Origin of the sequence: Micromonospora sp. S4605 (assembly GCF_003176715.1) — a bacterium.
Classification (GTDB): Bacteria; Actinomycetota; Actinomycetes; order Mycobacteriales; family Micromonosporaceae; genus Micromonospora; species Micromonospora echinaurantiaca.
This window is the reverse complement of the sequence record NZ_QGSW01000041.1, coordinates 1-16,419: the sequence shown is the minus strand read 5'-3', so window position 1 is coordinate 16,419 and position 16,419 is coordinate 1. Positions and strand designations below refer to the sequence as shown.

At 71.3% G+C, this 16,419-nt stretch carries 24 protein-coding genes; 18 read left to right on the top strand and 6 right to left on the bottom strand.

Annotated elements, in window-relative coordinates; genetic code table 11:
* Positions 1 to 176: 176 nt before the first annotated feature.
* The 11 genes from DLJ47_RS01875 to DLJ47_RS01830 all read left to right on the top strand — a co-directional run bounded on the left by DLJ47_RS01875 (position 177) and on the right by DLJ47_RS01830 (position 5,805).
* Positions 177 to 731, top strand: a complete 555-nt coding sequence (locus tag DLJ47_RS01875; RefSeq protein ID WP_109898373.1) for a hypothetical protein — start codon at positions 177 to 179, stop codon at positions 729 to 731.
* The gene (locus tag DLJ47_RS01870) at positions 731 to 1,003 is read left to right on the top strand and encodes a hypothetical protein (RefSeq protein WP_109898372.1); all 273 of its coding nucleotides are present in this window, start codon (positions 731 to 733) and stop codon (positions 1,001 to 1,003) included. Before DLJ47_RS01875 ends, DLJ47_RS01870 begins: the two co-directional genes overlap by 1 nt.
* Positions 1,000 to 1,707, top strand: coding sequence for a recombinase family protein (locus tag DLJ47_RS01865; RefSeq protein ID WP_109898371.1), 708 nt, complete (start codon positions 1,000 to 1,002; stop codon positions 1,705 to 1,707). The genes DLJ47_RS01870 and DLJ47_RS01865 overlap by 4 nt, the downstream gene beginning before the upstream one ends.
* Position 1,708: 1 nt before the next feature.
* Positions 1,709 to 2,983, top strand: a complete 1,275-nt coding sequence (locus DLJ47_RS01860) for a tyrosine-type recombinase/integrase (RefSeq protein ID WP_109898370.1) — start codon at positions 1,709 to 1,711, stop codon at positions 2,981 to 2,983.
* Between the two features lie 169 nt (positions 2,984 to 3,152).
* Entirely contained in the window at positions 3,153 to 3,419 is a 267-nt protein-coding gene (locus DLJ47_RS01855) for a hypothetical protein (RefSeq protein ID WP_109898369.1), read from the top strand.
* Positions 3,416 to 3,652 (top strand): hypothetical protein, encoded by a 237-nt coding sequence (locus DLJ47_RS01850; RefSeq protein WP_109898368.1) that lies wholly within the window; start codon positions 3,416 to 3,418, stop codon positions 3,650 to 3,652. The genes DLJ47_RS01855 and DLJ47_RS01850 overlap by 4 nt, the downstream gene beginning before the upstream one ends.
* Positions 3,649 to 3,900, top strand: coding sequence for a hypothetical protein (locus DLJ47_RS01845; RefSeq protein ID WP_109898367.1), 252 nt, complete (start codon positions 3,649 to 3,651; stop codon positions 3,898 to 3,900). The genes DLJ47_RS01850 and DLJ47_RS01845 overlap by 4 nt, the downstream gene beginning before the upstream one ends.
* Positions 3,894 to 4,322, top strand: a complete 429-nt coding sequence (locus tag DLJ47_RS01840; protein ID WP_146227999.1) for a hypothetical protein — start codon at positions 3,894 to 3,896, stop codon at positions 4,320 to 4,322. Before DLJ47_RS01845 ends, DLJ47_RS01840 begins: the two co-directional genes overlap by 7 nt.
* Entirely contained in the window at positions 4,319 to 5,437 is a 1,119-nt protein-coding gene (locus DLJ47_RS01835) for a hypothetical protein (protein ID WP_109898365.1), read from the top strand. Before DLJ47_RS01840 ends, DLJ47_RS01835 begins: the two co-directional genes overlap by 4 nt.
* 12 nt (positions 5,438 to 5,449) lie before the next feature.
* Complete coding sequence (locus tag DLJ47_RS35585; protein ID WP_158289762.1) at positions 5,450 to 5,623, top strand: hypothetical protein; 174 nt, start codon at positions 5,450 to 5,452, stop codon at positions 5,621 to 5,623.
* Complete coding sequence (locus DLJ47_RS01830) at positions 5,623 to 5,805, top strand: hypothetical protein (protein WP_109898364.1); 183 nt, start codon at positions 5,623 to 5,625, stop codon at positions 5,803 to 5,805. Before DLJ47_RS35585 ends, DLJ47_RS01830 begins: the two co-directional genes overlap by 1 nt.
* 58 nt (positions 5,806 to 5,863) lie before the next feature.
* On the opposite strand, the gene DLJ47_RS01825 is transcribed toward DLJ47_RS01830, so the two are convergent.
* Together DLJ47_RS01825 and DLJ47_RS01820 are read right to left on the bottom strand one after the other, a co-directional pair.
* Complete coding sequence (locus DLJ47_RS01825) at positions 5,864 to 6,307, bottom strand: hypothetical protein (protein ID WP_146227998.1); 444 nt, start codon at positions 6,305 to 6,307, stop codon at positions 5,864 to 5,866.
* Between the two features lie 41 nt (positions 6,308 to 6,348).
* On the bottom strand, positions 6,349 to 7,080 hold the full coding sequence (locus tag DLJ47_RS01820; RefSeq protein WP_146227997.1) for a hypothetical protein: 732 nt from the start codon (positions 7,078 to 7,080) through the stop codon (positions 6,349 to 6,351).
* A 228-nt stretch (positions 7,081 to 7,308) separates the two neighbouring features.
* Between DLJ47_RS01820 and DLJ47_RS01815 the strand changes: the two genes are divergently transcribed.
* Entirely contained in the window at positions 7,309 to 7,569 is a 261-nt protein-coding gene (locus DLJ47_RS01815) for a hypothetical protein (protein ID WP_146227996.1), read from the top strand.
* A 293-nt stretch (positions 7,570 to 7,862) separates the two neighbouring features.
* Complete coding sequence (locus tag DLJ47_RS01810; RefSeq protein WP_233257605.1) at positions 7,863 to 8,624, top strand: DMT family transporter; 762 nt, start codon at positions 7,863 to 7,865, stop codon at positions 8,622 to 8,624.
* A 160-nt stretch (positions 8,625 to 8,784) separates the two neighbouring features.
* On the opposite strand, the gene DLJ47_RS01805 is transcribed toward DLJ47_RS01810, so the two are convergent.
* Complete coding sequence (locus tag DLJ47_RS01805; protein ID WP_109898360.1) at positions 8,785 to 9,165, bottom strand: winged helix-turn-helix transcriptional regulator; 381 nt, start codon at positions 9,163 to 9,165, stop codon at positions 8,785 to 8,787.
* A gap of 99 nt (positions 9,166 to 9,264) precedes the next feature.
* On the opposite strand from DLJ47_RS01805, the gene DLJ47_RS01800 reads away from it, so the two are divergent.
* The 4 genes from DLJ47_RS01800 to rocD all read left to right on the top strand — a co-directional run bounded on the left by DLJ47_RS01800 (position 9,265) and on the right by rocD (position 12,595).
* A complete protein-coding gene (locus DLJ47_RS01800; protein WP_109898359.1) occupies positions 9,265 to 9,900 on the top strand; it encodes an NAD(P)-dependent oxidoreductase in 636 nt (211 codons plus the stop codon).
* Positions 9,900 to 10,322: a nitroreductase family deazaflavin-dependent oxidoreductase gene (locus DLJ47_RS01795; RefSeq protein ID WP_109898358.1), complete on the top strand. Its 423-nt coding sequence runs from the start codon at positions 9,900 to 9,902 to the stop codon at positions 10,320 to 10,322. Before DLJ47_RS01800 ends, DLJ47_RS01795 begins: the two co-directional genes overlap by 1 nt.
* Before the next feature lie 243 nt (positions 10,323 to 10,565).
* Positions 10,566 to 11,381: a dimethylargininase gene (ddaH, locus tag DLJ47_RS01790; RefSeq protein ID WP_199235651.1), complete on the top strand. Its 816-nt coding sequence runs from the start codon at positions 10,566 to 10,568 to the stop codon at positions 11,379 to 11,381.
* Positions 11,381 to 12,595, top strand: coding sequence for an ornithine--oxo-acid transaminase (gene rocD / locus DLJ47_RS01785; RefSeq protein WP_199235650.1), 1,215 nt, complete (start codon positions 11,381 to 11,383; stop codon positions 12,593 to 12,595). The genes ddaH and rocD overlap by 1 nt, the downstream gene beginning before the upstream one ends.
* A gap of 94 nt (positions 12,596 to 12,689) precedes the next feature.
* Here rocD and DLJ47_RS01780 read toward each other — a convergent pair whose 3' ends face one another.
* Positions 12,690 to 13,841 carry an FHA domain-containing protein gene (locus tag DLJ47_RS01780; protein WP_088992145.1) on the bottom strand — a complete coding sequence of 384 codons (1,152 nt, stop codon included), beginning with the start codon at positions 13,839 to 13,841 and terminating at the stop codon, positions 12,690 to 12,692.
* Complete coding sequence (locus tag DLJ47_RS01775) at positions 13,838 to 14,131, bottom strand: 4a-hydroxytetrahydrobiopterin dehydratase (RefSeq protein ID WP_088992144.1); 294 nt, start codon at positions 14,129 to 14,131, stop codon at positions 13,838 to 13,840. Before DLJ47_RS01775 ends, DLJ47_RS01780 begins: the two co-directional genes overlap by 4 nt.
* A 250-nt stretch (positions 14,132 to 14,381) precedes the next feature.
* Between DLJ47_RS01775 and DLJ47_RS01770 the strand changes: the two genes are divergently transcribed.
* Positions 14,382 to 15,149 carry a hypothetical protein gene (locus DLJ47_RS01770; protein WP_109898356.1) on the top strand — a complete coding sequence of 256 codons (768 nt, stop codon included), beginning with the start codon at positions 14,382 to 14,384 and terminating at the stop codon, positions 15,147 to 15,149.
* A gap of 53 nt (positions 15,150 to 15,202) precedes the next feature.
* Here the strand turns inward: DLJ47_RS01770 and DLJ47_RS01765 are convergent, their stop codons facing one another.
* A complete protein-coding gene (locus DLJ47_RS01765) occupies positions 15,203 to 16,249 on the bottom strand; it encodes a fatty acid desaturase family protein (RefSeq protein WP_109898385.1) in 1,047 nt (348 codons plus the stop codon).
* Positions 16,250 to 16,419 lie beyond the last annotated feature (170 nt).

Genomic DNA, 16,419 nt, shown 5'->3' with positions numbered 1-16,419 from the left:
GAACACCTATCGACGCGCCAACGGCCACCGCTCCTGCCGCACCTGTCGGCGGGCGGGCGTCCGTCGCCGCAAACTGGCGGGATCTCACCGAGAGAGCTGAACCTTTCTCGCGTTCTTCTGCATGCTGGTCATCGAGGGTGCTCGATGGGAGCACCAACTACCCGGGAGGGCCAGCCATGCAACCGACCACCACCCACACCGACCCGCAAACCGACCCCATTGCCGAGCAGACGCCCGAACCGGCCCCGGCTGCGGCCACGGCCACCCCGGCACCCGCCGAGCCCGCTGAGGCCTTCGGGTTTGTCGACCTGAACGTGACGGCCCCGGAGGAGGAAGGCCCGTCCCTGCCGCTTCCCACGGCTGAGGAGATGGCGGCAGCGGTCGACGCCTGGGAGGAGGAGCAGGACGACACCGGCCCGAGCCCGCTCGCCGCCGCGTGCGCGGCCGGCACGGTCAAGCTGTTCCGCCTGCGGGCCAGCGGCACCACCCGCCGGCTGCCGTGGCTGGCCGGCGAGGCCTTGGAGACCGCCGAGTGGTACCGGCTGCGCGTCGACCAGGGCGCGACCGTGCGGCAGGTGGCGGAGCAGTGCGCCACCAGCAAGGCCACCGTGCGCCGGGCGCTGAGCACCCTGGCGCTCATGGACGAGATCACAGACGGCCTGCACGACGACCTGTACGCGGAGGACGTGACCGAGATCGTCTTCGGCGCCGAGGACGGGGAGGACGCCTGATGCCAACGGTCAGCACTAACGACCTGGCCGACTACCCGACCGGCAGCACCGTGGTCCTGGACGGCGAGGCGCTCGAACTGCACAAGCGATACCAGACGGCCGAGGGCGTGGCGGTGTACCTGCTGCGCCCACGGTTCGACGCCGACCACGGCCCGGCCGGGCCGGTGCGTATCGAGGTGGCCCGCGCCGACCTGGACGAGCCGCTGTGGGAGGTCGCCCCGCTGCGGCTAGAGGACCCGCCCGTGTACCGCCGCGTTGAGGAGGGCCGATGACCAAGATGATCGGCTACCTGCGGGTGAGCACCGACCGCCAGGCCGACAGCGGCCTTGGCCTCGACGCACAGCGCACCCGCATACAGGACCACGGCGACCGGCACGACTGGTCGCTGACGTGGATGGTGGACGACGGCTATTCCGCGGCCTCCCTCGACCGGCCCGCGCTGCGGGAGGCCCTGGCCCTGCTCGCCGCCCGCACCCACGCCGGGATCGCGGTGGCCAAGCTCGACCGGCTGAGCCGCAGCGTCGTGGACTTCGCGGACACGCTGGCCACCGCCAAGAAGCAGGGCTGGTCGGTGGTCCTGCTCGACCTAGGCGTGGACACCGGCACGCCCAACGGCAAGCTCGTCGCCGGTCTGATGGCCCAGATCGCGGAGTGGGAGCGGGAGATCATCGCCCAGCGCACCCGTGAGGCTCTGGCCGCTGCCAAGGCCAACGGCGTACGGCTGGGGCGGCCCCGGCAGTACCCGGCCGACGTAGTGGCCCTGGTGGCCGATCTGGTGGGCGTAGAGGGGCTTAGCCACCGCCGGGCAGCCGCCGAGCTGTCTAGGCGCGCTGTGCCGACCGTGGGCGGTGGTCCGTGGCGGCACAGCACCGTCCGTCGGCTACTGCGCAGCCACGCCATCGACCTGGCCACCGCAGCCGCGCTCGAAGCCAGCCAATCGCGTTCGGCCGCCCAATCGCGTTCAAAGGAGGGATGACATGGCACGGGGAAAGGTCGTCAAGGAGGGCACTGAGATACCGGGTGTCCGCAAGGCGACCCGCACCTACCCGGACGGCCGCCAGGTCGTGAAGTACGAGGTGCAGGTCAAGGACGCGTTGGGCAAGTTGCGGCACGTGGGCAGCTTTGAGACGAAGGACGCTGCCCGCCGGGCCAGCGTCACCGCCAGGGCCGACGTACAGGCCGGGACGTACGTGGCCAAGAGCGCCGGGGCGGTGCGGTTCGCGGACGTGGCGGAGGACTGGCTCGCCAGCCCGCACGTGCGCGGACTGAAGCCCAGCACGCGGCACAGCTACCGGGTGATCTACCTGAAGCACTGCGCGCCGCTGCACCGGGTGCAGGTCGGCCGGCTGGGCTACGCCGAGGTGAGCCGCCTGGTGGGCGAGCTGATGGCCACGCATGCGCCATCCACCGTGCGGCACGTGGTGCACGTGCTGCGCTGCGTGCTGGACCACGCGGTGCGGTCCGGCTACCTGCGGGCCAACCCGGCGCGAGAGGTTGCCAAGCCGAAGCTCACCAGCCGCCGGGCGGACATCGTCCTACAGCCGCCGGACGTGGAGTGGATCGTGACCGCCGTGCCCGACGCGCCCGAACCCCGGCCGGACCGCTGGCGGCTGCTGGTCGAACTGGCCGTGGAGAGCGGCTGCCGGGCCGGTGAGCTAGCCGGGCTGCGGGTGCGCCGGCTGGACACCACAGGGCGGTTGCTCTCCGTGGAAGAGACGAGCCAGGAGATCAGCGGCAAGCTCACGTTGGGCACGCCGAAGTCCAAGGCGGGCGTGCGGGTGGTGGATGACCTGAGCCCGGACCTGTGCCGCCGCCTCGCCGCCCACGTCGAAGGGATGGACCCGGATGACTTCGTCTTCGGGGTCGGCGCTACCCCGTACCGGCAGAACGACTTCAACGAGCGGGTCTGGCGGCCCCTGATGCGCACCCTGGGGATGCCGGGCGTGCGGTTCCACGACCTGCGGCACTATCACGCCTCCGCCATGCTGCTCGTCACCAAGGGCGACGTGCAGTACGTCAGCAAGCGGCTAGGGCACAGCCGCCCGTCCATCACGCTCGACGTGTACGGGCACGTCCTCGACCATGCCCGGCGCGACGTGTCGGCCGCCTTCGCCGCGCTGCGGGCCGAGGCCAGGCAGCAGGCAGCCACGGCCGAGCCCAGCCCGGTTCAGCCGGCAGCGTCGACCACAGGGCCGATTGCGGGTGCCGTGGTCGACCTGGCCGCCGAGCGGCGCAGGCGCAGGGCGGGGTAGCACCCGAAGGGTTGGCATCGAGGCCGTCTGCCGGCAGGTGGGCGGCCTTCTTGCTGCCCAGAAAGACCGCCGAGTCAAGGCTCTTCATCCATAGCCTTCAATACAGCGCCGCTACCTGCGGCCTCCACAGCCCCGATGAGGGCACGTCCTACGAGACAGGAGCAAGGCAATGGCACTTGGCGATGTCGTCCACTACACCTTCGACGCCACGCAGGCGAGCTACGTGCGGATGCGCGGGGCCTCGTCCGGGGTGACCCGGTTCCCCGGCGTCCCCGACCCGGCCGCCGGCACCACCCTGCCGGCCGAGGTCGTCCACGAGTACGGCGACGGCACGGTGGACCTGCGGGTGAGCCTGCGCGGCCCCGGTATCCACTTCGTCCAGAACGTGCCGCAGGGCACGGCCGGGCAGCAGGGTCGTTGGGTGGTGCCGGCATGATCGGGCAGAAGGTCCAGTACACGCTCCGCCCGGTCGACGCGGGCCGCATCCAGGCGCAGGGCGGGGATGTCCAAGCCGGCGACGCGCTGCCGGCCGAGGTGGTCGCCCTGCACGAGGCGAAGATCCTGCTCGGCTTCGGTCCTCGCCGCACGCAGACCTACGCCGACCTGATCGTCACCGACTCGGAGGGGCGTGCGTTCTACCTTCCCGCAGTGGAAACGGTGCGGTCGTGACCCCCGAGGAACTGGAAGACCTGAAGACCAGCGACCCGGAGCGGTACGAGGCGCTGACCAAGCCGCAGCGGGATCAGCAGCAGGCCGCAGACGCCAAGTGGCGCGCGGCCGGCTTCTCCGCCGGGGCCAGCGAACACGACCCGTGCATGCCCACGCCCTACGAGCGCCAGGCGCGGGCTGAACGCGAAGCGGCACGCCTGGCCGGCGACCCCGAACCGCCGGTTTACAGGTCGAGCGGGGGTTGGTGATGGTCGTCAATCTCATGGCCGAGTGGATCGGACTGGCGGACAAGCTCCGCGATGCGGGCGTGCAGGTGCCGCTGCCGGCGTATCTCGGGTGGGCGGACGAGTGGTCCGACACTGTCGCGGGGGCGTGGTACCCGGAGACGGGCCGGCTGTACGTAGCCCGGCGGATCGCTCACGTGCCACTGCTGGTGCGGGACGTGCTGACGCACGAGGTCGCCCATCAGATCCAGTACGGGTTCAGCGGTAGCGGATCGGGCGGAGGGGTCAACGGCGGCCCGCACGGTGACCTGTTCAGCGCGGTGGCGACGCGGGTGGCGGGCATCCTCGGGTGCCCCTCCCCCACGGCTGAACTGATTCGGGAGTGGCCGCACGCCCAGCGGCCGGAAGGCTACTACGGCCCGCAGGTCAGAAGGGTGGGTGCGTGATGGAAGAGGCACCTCTCGGGTTCCTGGTCAAGCACGATCTGGGGAAGGCGAGCGGCGGCCTGTTCAACCTGGAGCAGGACCTGCATCACCTGGAAGTGCACTTCGGTCCAACCGCCAACTTCGCGCCAGACGCTACGACGATGGTGGGAATCCTGCCGGCCACGATCGCAAACATCAGTGGGCGGATCCCGGCGGTCGGGTCTTTCCAGGTCGACAGCGTTACGCCCGGGTTCGTTCGCGTGGTGGCCGTGGACCGGGCCGGCAATAAGTCCAACCCGAGCGAGGCCGCGCCCTGCTCCCCCCGGCGGCTGAAGGATGAGTACATCGACAGCTTGACCGTCAGCAAGATCACGGCAGGGACCATCTCAACCACCTGGCTCCTGGCGGGAGAGATCAAGACGGCCGAATCCGGTGCTCGTGTTGAGATGACCAGTGAGGGGCTGCGGCAGTACAACACCGACGGCATCCTCACAGTGGACATCGCCAGCGACGGCAACGTGATGGTCTCCGGGGAGTACCAGACCGACACGGCGGGTGCACGAATCGCCATCAACCCTGGTGGTGCTCGCCACGAAGAAATCCGGTTTTACGGAGACAACGGGGTAAATGCTGCCCGGATCTTCTCCAATGCCACCGCCCCTTACGGGTTCCTTCGCATTGAGGGGGCGGACTACACCCCGGCTCGGGGGTACATGTATGTAGCGACTGACTACATCTCCATGCACTACGGCGAACCGCCGAACGCTACCGACCAGACCGCCAACTTTATCTACGTGGACGACGTCGGTGTTCACATCAGGGGTGATCGGCTGGCTGATGATCCTTGGATCGCCCTGGAAGACACTCATGTTCAAGTTCTCACCAGTAACACGGTTCGGCTGAGGGTCAGTGATTCCGGGGTCAAGATCGCTGATGACCTCGAACTGAACGGGATCATGTTCGGTGGCCCCTGGATCGAAAGCGGCGGCACCGGCCGGCGTGCCGGCGTGCTCAACAGCGGCAAGTTCGATAACGAGATCTGGTTCTCCTGGTCTGGACCCGGCAGCATCTTCCGAATTTGGGTGGACGGCACCAATGTCGTGTCGTTGCCCGCCGGCTTCTACAACGTGAACTAGGAGGAGAGGCGAATGCGACCCGACAAGACAGCCATACCGGCCTCGCCGGCCTCGACCCCTCAGGCCCCGGCAGTTGTTGAACCGGTCGAATGCATGCCGCTGGACGTGCCGCCCGGTACCGCGATCGAAGTGCTGGACACCAAGGCCACGGACCCCGCGCAGCAGTATCGGATCAAGGAGAACTGATGAACGTCAAAATCAATGACCTGCTGGCCAACGTAAAGCAGAAGGTCGGCGCTGACTACGCGGAACTCGTCGTAGAGAACGCCCTCCTGCGGGCGCAGGTGGCGGAGCTCCAGGCGCAGGCGGCCCGTCCCCAGGACGCCTCCGCCGCCCCCGCGCCGTCCGCGCCAGAGGTGGTTAGCTAGCGCGCGAACCGGAGGTATCGGGGCCGTCTACCTGCCGGTGGGCGGCCCCGAGCGCTGCCTACGCCCCGCCCATCTGCCGGTTGATGACGGCGGCAGTCACGTCCACCAACACGTCACGCCCGGCATTGCCGAACCATGACGCGGCGGTCTTGAGCCGGCCGCGCTTCTCCTCGTCCGGCTCCTGCTCGGCCGCTTGTGTCATTGCCTGCACCAGTCGGTCCGCCAGCGTCTCCGGCGTGGGCCACAGGCCGAGGCGTCGTCGGGCCTCGCCCGTCGGCCGCTCCACCCGAATCACGCCAGTACCGGGCGCGTGCCAGTAGTTCTGGAAGAGCTTCGGCGTCTCCGCGCAGAGGGCATTCAGGGCCTTGCGGATATCCCGCTCGCTCAAGTCGAGGCGACCCCTGAGGTGGTGAACCTCCGCGTAGTCGTTGTTGTCCTCGCAGTACTCCACAGCCGCCCGCAGGACCAGCAGGTCCCGCTCCTCCCACGTGGGATTGACCATGAGCGACACAGTAGCTAGAGGCTCCGACAGGTTCGCCGTCCTCAGCCTCCGCTGATCGCCTTGACCACCTCTGCCGTGCTTGCGGCTGTTGCGGCGATAGCCTCCGCCCCCTGGGCATGCTCGCTCAGCTTTCCCCACAATCGGCTGAGCCATCCGCCGACTTTCTCGCGCTCCTCGGTGCCCGCCTTGGTTGCCCGCACCGCACCAAACGTCAGGGCATCCATGGCTTTCTCGACGCTGGCATACCCGCCAATGCGGACGGTCAGCAGGGCGCGTTCAACGTCCCGCAGCCGGTCCACCATGAGGTCCTTGAGGGCATCCGGAAGATCGCTCTCGATGACGCCTTCGATCACGGCCCTCACCTCATCGACCAGTTGCTTGGCCGAGCCCGGAGAGATTGAAAGTTCCACCCGGCCGTTGCGGCGTAGCGCCCGAGAGCAGCCCGCAACGCTGTACATGACCTCCTCGGTCAGATGTTGCGAGAAGTGCTGCATGTTTGTGTTGGAGACGTGGAAGAGCGGGCCGATCATATTGCGGATCTTGGGCAGGAACGCAAGAAGGTGCTCCGGATCCTCGTCCTCGGGCAGAGCCCGAACATCAGCTTCGAACTGATCAACCAGGTCCGCGAGCTCGGCTGCCCCTCGGAGTACGTCGATGCGATCAGAGGCACCGAAGATCTCCATCCAGCCGTCGATGCCTTGCCTTGAGGGGCGCATGGCCCTCACCTGTTCCAGGACTGCCATTAGCCTGCTGGCGGAGTTCTCCGTCGCCACGCCGTACCTCTCGCTCAAGGTGACCAAACCAGAGTCTATGACTACGGGGCGACAGGCTCGCCTTTCCTTGCTCGCCGTCGGCCGGCGCGACTAACGTGCGGTCACGGTAAGTAGTCGGCCCCGCACGCGGTGCTAGCGACACCGGACGGGGCCTTGACCGGGAAGGAGCCCCGGCCCATGAACAACGTACCTGCGCATCCTCAGTGGTGTGACCGCCAGGAATGCACCGTGACCCCGGATCGGCCCGCCGGGACACACTGCTCGCGGCCGGTGCTGCTGCGGCCGGAGGACCGCGAGGCGATGTACCTACGGATCGCCTTGCACCAGGCCGACCGCCCACAGCCCGCGCGAGTCGTGCTGTGCGTGGAGGGCTTCGACGAGGACCCCGCCAAGAACCCGGAGCCGCTGGCCCTGCTGGCGCTGAGCACCCGGCAGGCCACCGTCACGGCGCACCTGCTGCGGCGGCTGGTGCAGCGTGCCCACGGCTGACGCGGCTGTACCGGGGTTGTACCGGGCAGGGTCGCCGGTCAACCAGCGTGGGCGTAGGCGCAGGTAGAGGCCGAGATAGCCACCGCCCCGCCGGCCCCTGCCCCAGGGCTGGTGTGTCCCTCTGGCACGACCACCAACCCTAGCCCCGGCCGCGACCGGACCGGCCCGCCCGGGTGGTGAACCCCCTGACCAGCGCCTCGGTGTCAGAAAACGGCCAGCTGGGTATTCCGGGTGGATATCGCGTGGATGCCGTCCGTTCCATCGGCCACCACGCATTCATCAGGAGGTGTGTTGTGGTCAAGATTCCTTCGCTGTCGCGCCGGTCGGAACCGGCGCCGGAGCGGGACGAGAACCTGGACGAGCGGGATACCACGGCCGCTGCCGGTCGGGACCGGCCGACGAACTCCGGCGCGGGCCGGCTCGACGGCCGCGGATCGAACCGCTCCGCGGTGAGCGACCGGGACGAGGCGACGACCTACCGCAGCGGCGCCGCCACCGCGACGGTCGACGACCGGGACCCGGACGCGGAACGCCGGGCCACCGAGCGGGCCGCCGTCGCCCGGGCCGCCACCGGCCGGCCGACGGACGAGGACACCCGCCCCTCGGCCGACCCGACCCTGGAGCGCACCGTCGACCGGGATCGGGACGGCACGGCGGTGCGGCCCACCGGGGTCGACCGGGACGGCGACGGGGTGCCCGACCGGGCGGAGCGGCCGGTGGTCGCCGGCCCGAAGCCGCGAGCCAGCCTGCTCGCCACGCTGGGCCTGATCGTCGGGGTGGCCGGGGTGCTCTTCGTGCTCACCGGCACCCTCACCGGGTACGGCATCGGGCTCGGCGCGGTCGGCGCGGTGCTCGCCGTGCTCGGCCTGGTCGCCACCCGCCGGCGGCACATCGCCGGCAAGACCGACGCGCTCTTCGGCGTCGTCTTCGGGCTCGGCGCGGTGGTCCTCGGCGTGCTGGCGATGACCGGCCAGTTCGACTGGCCGACCACCGACGGGGACTGGGTGCAGCGGTTCCGCGAGTGGCTTGACTCACAGTTTGTCGACCGCTTCTAACGGGCACTGTCCGGCTCGCCGGCGGTGCGCCGGCCGACGCACCGGTGGTTCACCGGTGGCGAGCCCGATCAGCCTGGTGGTTCACCAGCCGGGCGACCTCTTTCGGGGGCGGCGGATCGCCGCCCCCGAAGTGTGTCCGGGCCCGGTCGCGGTCGTCCGGTCAGTCCCGTGCCCGGCCCGGCGCCGCTCCGGCCTCCCGGGCGTCGAGCAGGTCGTCCCAGTTCCGACGGGCCCACTCGCAGGCCACGTCCATCGGTCCGAGCAGGCTGCGGCCGAGGGGAGTCAGCTCGTAGTCGACCCGCGGGGCCGGCCCGGTGTGCGCCGTGCGCCGCACCAGGCCGTCGCGTTCCAGCGTGCGGAGCGACCGGGTGAGCACCTTCGCGGTGATCCCGCGCAGCGGCACGCGGAGTTCCGAGAACCGGCGGGGACCCTGCTCCAGACAGCGGATGATCATCCCCGCCCACTTGTCTCCGACCCGGATCGGGGAGAGGTCCGACGGGCACACCGGGTCGAACATATCCGGATCGAGCGGCGCGCGCATGGGCCGAGGGTAGTCGGTATCCCGGTGGTAACCGCCCGCGTGGTTAGCGTGCGTCGCGGTGGCCGGCGCCGGGCCGGCCCGGGACGTGAGGTGGGTTCGATGAGCAGGATCGTCGTCTTCGGCGCCGGTGGCCGGGCCGGTCGGGCCGCGGTACGGGAAGCTGTCGACCGGGGCCACGAGGTGACCGCCGTGGTACGGGACCCGGGCCGGCACCCGGACCTGCTCGCCGACGGGCTGCGGGTCACCGCCGGTGACGTGACCGACCCGGAGCAGGTCGCCGCGCTCGCCGCCGGGCATGCGGCCGCCATCCACGCGGCCGCCGACCTGACCGCGCCGCCCGGCGCCTTCTTCCCCGACGCCGCCCGGGCGCTGCTTGCCGGGCTGGCTCGGGCGGGGACGCCTCGCCTGCTGGTGGTGGGGCTCGCGTCCGTGCTGCCCACCGCGTCCGGGACCCCGCTGATGGACACCGCCGGCTACCCGCAGGAGTACCGCGCGTTCTACCTGGGCCACGCGGCCGGGGTGGAGGTGCTGCGCCAGGCCGGCGCGGTGCTGGACTGGCTGGTGCTCAGCCCGGCCGGTGACTTCGACCACGCCGCGGGCCGGACCGGCAGCTACCGGAGCGCCCCGGCCGACGCCGGCAGCCGGATCTCCTACGCCGACCTGGCGGTGGCCCTGCTCGACGAGATCGACGCGCCCCGGCACCACGGCGTCCACCTCGGGGTGGAGCGGGCCTGATGGGCGACGAGATCCACGACAGCCCGGACGCCTGGGTGGCCGACCACATCCGCCGGTACCTCGCGACCGGTGGCAACGCCCGGCCCGGCATGGACGACCTGCTGCTCACCACCACGGGACGCCGGTCGGGACTGCTCCGCCGCACCGCCCTCGTCTACGTCCGCGACGGCGACCGCTACGTGGTCACCGGGTCCAACGCCGGGCGGGACCGGAATCCGGCCTGGTACCTGAACCTGGTGGCCGACCCGCGGGTGACCGTGCAGGTCGGCACCGACACCTTCGCCGGGATCGCCCGGACCGTCGCCGGCCCCGAGAAGCACCGGCTGTGGCGACGGTTCGTCGCCGTCGTCCCCGCCTACGAGCGGTACCGGGAGTCGACCGACCGGGACATCCCGGTGGTGGTGATCGAACCGACGCGCTGAGGGGGCGACGGCCCAGGGGACGCTCGGGGCTCGGCCGGCCCGGCCAGCCGGCCGCGACCGTCGGCGCGGACCGACGCGCAACGAATCGGCGTGAGGCTGCCCTCAGACGCAACGATCGGTCGGGTTACGCAACCATCACCGGTGGATCCTTCCGGGCCGGGCCGCATAACGTTGAGCAACGGCGCCAGCCCGTGGGCCGAAGGTGGCCGGGCGCGCCCGACCCCTGGGAGCAGGACAATGACGATGGACGCCACCAGCCAGCGCTTTCTGATGTGCCGGCCGACGTACTTCGCCGTGGACTACGCGATCAACCCGTGGATGGACCCGACCGCGCCGGTCGACGCCGACCTGGCGGTCCGGCAGTGGGAACAGCTGCGGCAGGTCTACCGCGACCTGGGCCACACCGTCGAGGAGATCGCTCCGGTGCCCGGCCTGCCCGACATGGTCTTCGCCGCCAACGGCGGCACGGTGATCGACGGCAAGGCGATGGCCGTGCAGTTCCGCGACCCGCAGCGCGCCGACGAGGCCCCCGCCTACCGCGCCTGGTTCGAGGCCGCCGGCTTCGAGCTGTACGACCCGAAGCACGTCAACGAGGGCGAGGGCGACATCCTCCTCGCCGGCGACGTGCTGCTGGCCGGCACCGGGTTCCGCACCGCGCACGCCTCGCACGCCCAGTTGCAGGAGGTCTTCGGCTACCCGGTGATCACCATGCAGCTGGTCGACCCGCGCTTCTACCACCTGGACACCGCGCTGACCGTGCTCGACGAGCGGACCGTGGCGTACCTGCCGGAGGCGTTCTCGCCCGGCAGCCAGGCCGCGCTGCGCCGGCTCTTCCCGGACGCGGTGCACGCCACCATGGCCGACGCCGAGGTGCTGGGGCTCAACGCGGTCAGCGACGGGCGGCACGTGGTGCTGCCCGCCCAGGCAACCGACCTGGCCGCAAAGCTGCGCGACCGGGGCTACGAGACCATCGGTGTCGACCTGTCCGAGCTGCGCAAGGCCGGCGGTGGACCGAAGTGCTGCACGTTGCGACTCCGTCAGGGAAAGGCAAGCAAGTGATCGTCGACGACATGCTGCGGACGCCGGGAGCGGTCCGGGACGCGGAACGCTGGACCGCGCACAACTACCACCCGCTGCCGGTGGTGATCTCCTCGGCCGAGGGCGCCTGGCTGACCGACGTGGACGGCCGTCGCTACCTCGACTTCCTGGCCGGCTACTCGGCGCTGAACTTCGGCCACCGGCACCCCAAGCTGATCGAGGCGGCGCACACCCAGCTCGACCGGCTCACCCTGACCAGCCGGGCGTTCATCCACGACCAGTTCGCCGACTTCTGCCGCGAGCTGGCCGAGCTCTGCGGCAAGGACCTGGTGCTGCCGATGAACACCGGCGCCGAGGCGGTCGAGACCGGCATCAAGGTCGCCCGCAAATGGGGCTACCAGGTCAAGGGCGTACCGGCCGGGCAGGCCAACATCGTGGTCGCCGAGGGCAACTTCCACGGTCGGACGACCACCATCGTGAGCTTCTCCACCGACTCCGACGCCCGCGCCGACTTCGGGCCGTACACCCCGGGCTTCACCGTGGTGCCGTACGGCGACCTGGCCGCACTGACCGCGGCGATCGACGAGAACACCGTGGCCGTGCTGCTCGAGCCGATCCAGGGCGAGCAGGGCGTCGTGGTGCCGCCGGAAGGCTACCTGCCGGGCGTCCGCCGGGTCTGCACCGAGCGCAACGTGCTCTTCATCGCCGACGAGATCCAGTCCGGCCTGGGCCGGACCGGCGCCACGTTCGCCTGCGACCACGAGGGCGTCACGCCGGACATGTACCTGCTCGGCAAGGCGCTCGGCGGCGGCATCGTGCCGGTCTCCGCGGTCGCCGCGGACGCCGATGTGCTCGGCGTGCTCAAGCCGGGTCAGCACGGCTCCACCTTCGGCGGCAACCCGCTGGCCTGCGCGGTGGCCACCGAGGTGGTCCGGCTGCTGGCCACCGGCGAGTTCCAGCTCCGCTCGGCGGAACTGGGCGAGCGGCTGCACGCCGGCCTGCGCGGGCTGATCGGCAAGGGCCTGGTCGCCGTCCGCGGCCGGGGCCTGTGGGCCGGGCTGGACATCGACCCGGCGCTGATGACCGGCCGCGAGGCGTGCGAGCGGCTGGCCGAGCGCGGCGTGCTCGCCAAGGACACCCACGGGTCCACCATCCGGCTCGCCCCGCCGCTGGTGGTCACCGAGGAGGAGATCGACCACGCGGTTGCCCAGCTCGCCGCCGTCCTGGCCGGCTGAGTTCGCGTACGACAGCGGCGGGCGTCGGGACCACGGTCCCGGCGCCCGCCGTCGTCACGGCGACCCCGCGACCATCCGGCGCGGGGCCCGGCGGTCAGGGGCGCGGCAGGCGCATCGCCATGGTCGGCGCCTCGGCCATCACCGAGGTGGGGGTGTACGGGGCGCCGGCGGGCAGCTCGCCGGGCCGGCCGACCTGCACCCCCGGGTAGAGCTCGACCATGTCGCCGGCGTCGAGGACCCGGGACTGCTGGGGCTTGAGCGCGATCCGGTCCGGCTCCGCCATCGAGCCGCCCGGCCGGATGCCGGAGCCGTTGGTGCTCACGTCGGTGACGATCACCTCGCCGACCCGCAACTCGAACCGCACATGGTTGCGGCTGATCCAGCGCCGGGCCTCGTCGTTGAGCCACTGGCCGAGGGTGATCCCGCCGGTCTGCTCCGGCGCCCGGCCGACCACCACCGGCTGTTCCTCGCTGAGCACGAAGCGCCGCCGGATCAGCCCGCCGATGCGAACCGCCAACACCTCGGTACGCGGCCGCGGGCCGGCGTCGCCGAGCCGGGTGCCGTGCCGGGGGCAGGTGGGCGCCCCGCCGCGCAGCGACGGTGGCGGCTGGCCGGCCGGGCTGCGGTCCACCCGGGCCAGGTCGGCGAAGGCGCCCCCGCCCCCACCGCCGCCGAAGAGCGCGCAGCCCGGCTCCGGGCAGCGCCACTGGCGGGCGAGCAGCTTGCCGCCGACCGGCGAGGGCTCCCCGGCCACCGGGGTGTCCCCCTTGCCGACGTGGGCCACGAAGACCGGCCCGCCGGGGCCGGGCACCGGGGCGAGCACCCGACCCGGCTGCTCGACCAGCCACGGGTACCGGCCGCGCAGGCCGTCGGCGCGGGCCCGACTGAGCACCGGCAGGCCGAGCAGGTCGGCCACCTCGAACATCCGGTCGCCCGGATTGTCCAGCACCTCGACCAGCCCGTCGTCGGCCCAGCGGCGGACCACCATCCGCTCGTTGGAGGTCAGGTCCGCGTCGGAGAGCAGCGCCCGGTGCACGATCGCGTAGACCGGGACGCTGTCCTCCTCCAGTTGCCGGGCGAGCGCGTCGATGACCATGCCGAGGCGCAGCAGGCTGGCCGGCCGGCCGCCGTCGAGGTCCTGGTAGCGGATCACCTCGGCCAGGTCGACGACCGCGCGGGCCAGCGACGGGTCGGTGCAGACCCGGCCCTCGATGGCGTCCAGCACCTTGCTGATCTCAAATCTCATCGGGCGCTCCGCACGATCTCGTCGATCCGCCGGGCGAGCTCCAGGTCACGCCGGGTCACCCCGCCGGCCGAATGCGTGACGCAGCGGAAGGTGAGGGTCCGCCAGCGGATGTCGATGTCGGGATGGTGGTCGAGTTCCTCGGCCGTCGCCGCGACCCGGTCCACCACCGTGATGGCGTCCGGGAAGCTGGCCAGCTCCACGGTGCGGGTGATCCCGGCGGGGTCTCCCGACCAGTCCGCCAGCGCACCCAGCTCGTCTCGCACCGCCTCCGCGGTGAGCACGTCTGCCATGGGGTGACCCTACCGGGGCAGATCGGGACGACGCCGACCAGCAGGGCGGGGTGTGGCCGACCCCCGCGCGGCCGGCCCGGCCACCGGGGCAGCCCCCGACGGCCGCGGTGGGTGATCCCGGCGACGCGCGGGACGGGGCGGGGTATCGACGTCGGGCTGTGCACGGCCCGGGTTAGGCTGGCCAACGGCCCGGCCGGGGGATCGACCGTCGTCGTCGCCCCGGCCCAACCTTCACGAGGAGACATCCAGCATGAACACTCGACGGCTGGCGACCACGGGGGTCGCGCTCGTCGCCGCGCTCGGTCTCGCACTGACCGGCTGCGGCAGCAAGACGGGCGAGGACACCCCGGCCGGCAACAGCGGCACCGCGGCGCCGGCGAGCAGCGCCCCGGCCGACGCGCTGGGCGAGTTGACCGCCGCCGCGCAGAAGCTGAACGAGCAGAGCGTCCGGATGAACCTGAAGTCGTCGGTGATGAACGGTGGTGGCGTCCTCGACCCGGCCACCAAGACCGGCGACATGACGCTGAACATGGGCACCTCGGGCAAGTTCCGGGTCGTGATCGTCGGCGACGACGCCTACCTGAAGGTCACCGGCATGGCCGGGTTGCCGAAGAAGTGGCTGCACATGGACGCCACCAAGCTCGGCGAGAGCGGCCAGCTCAACCTGTTGCCGGAGGGCGACCCGGGCGGCGCCAGGAAGCTCATCGACGCGGTCGCCGAGGTCAAGGAGACCAGCGAGGGCAACTACGCCGGCACCCTCGACTACACCCGCACCATGGCCAAGGACAAGGACATCGCGGCGCTGGGCGAGAAGGCCAAGGCCGTCCCGTTCACCGCCAAGGTGGACGACCAGGGCCGGCTCACCGAGATCGCCATCGACGTCAGCGTGCTGCACGAGTCGCTGGGCACGATGACCACCACCTACTCGGACTTCGGCACCCCGGTCAGCGTCCGCAAGCCGGCGGCGAGCGAGACCCAGGAGGCCCCGGAGGAGCTGGTCAAGGCGTTCGGCGCCTGATCCGACCAGCGCGGACGGGGGCGGCACCGGTCGGTGCCGCCCCCGTCGGCGGCTCAGCCGCGCAGCGGCCGACCCACCTCATGCAGGTGGGCGAGCGCCTGCCGGTACGACTCGACCAGCCCGGTCTCCGCGTACGGGATGCCCCGCTCGGCGCAGTACGCCCGCACGATCGGCACGGCCCGGCGCAGGTTCGCCCGGGGCATGTTCGGGAACAGGTGGTGCTCGATCTGATAGTTGAGCCCGCCCAGGGCCAGGTCGACGAACCGGCCGCCCCGGACGTTGCGCGAGGTGAGCACCTGCTTACGCAGGAAGTCGAGCCGCTCCGTTGCGGTCGGCATCGGCATGCCCTTGTGGTTCGGCGCGAACGAGCAGCCCATGTAGAGGCCCCAGAGTCCCTGGTGAACGGCGACGAAGAGCAGCGCCTTCGCCGGCGACATGGCCAGCAGCAGCACGCCGAGGTAGCCGGCGGTGTGCGCGGCGAGCAGCAGCGCCTCGACGCCCCGGTGCCGCATCGGGGTCCGGTACCGGCCGTCCGGTTCCCGCCCGACCACCGCCCGGACGCTCGCCACGTGCAGGTTCAGCCCCTCCAGCAGCAGCATCGGGAAGAACAGCCAGGCCTGCCGGCGGGCCAGCCACCGCCCGAAGCCGCGCGTAGCGACGGCCTGCTCGTACGTCCAGACCAACGCGCCCGCCCCCACGTCCGGGTCCTCGTCCTCATGGTTCGGGTTGGCGTGGTGCCGGTTGTGCTTGTCGACCCACCAGCCGTAGCTGAGCCCGACCGCCAGGTTGCCGGCGAGCAGGCCGACCAGTTCACTCGGCCCGCGCCGGCGGAACATCTGCCGGTGGCCGGCGTCGTGGCCGAGGAACGCCACCTGGGTGGTGGCCACCGCCAGCCCGACCGCGACCAGCAGTTGCACCCAGCTGTCCCCCACCAGCACCACCGCGGCCCAGCCGGCCAGGAACGCGCCCAGGGTGAGCACGATCCGCACCGCGTACCACCCCGGTCGCCGGTCCAGCAGCCCCGCCCGGCTGATCCGTCGGGACAACTCCGCGTAGTCACTGCCCCGCCGTACCGGCGGATCCGCCACCGCTCCGAGCATCGTCTCCCGCTCCCGTCCCTCGGTCTCAGGCCGCGCCGAGCGGAACGACCCCACCTCTGAGTCTCCGGAGAACGGTCGCGCTGAGTAACCCTGACAACCCCCGGATCCTGGGTAGGGTGAGCCCTACCCGATCCCCCTGATCCCGGCGCCACCCGACCCTGACCCCAGAC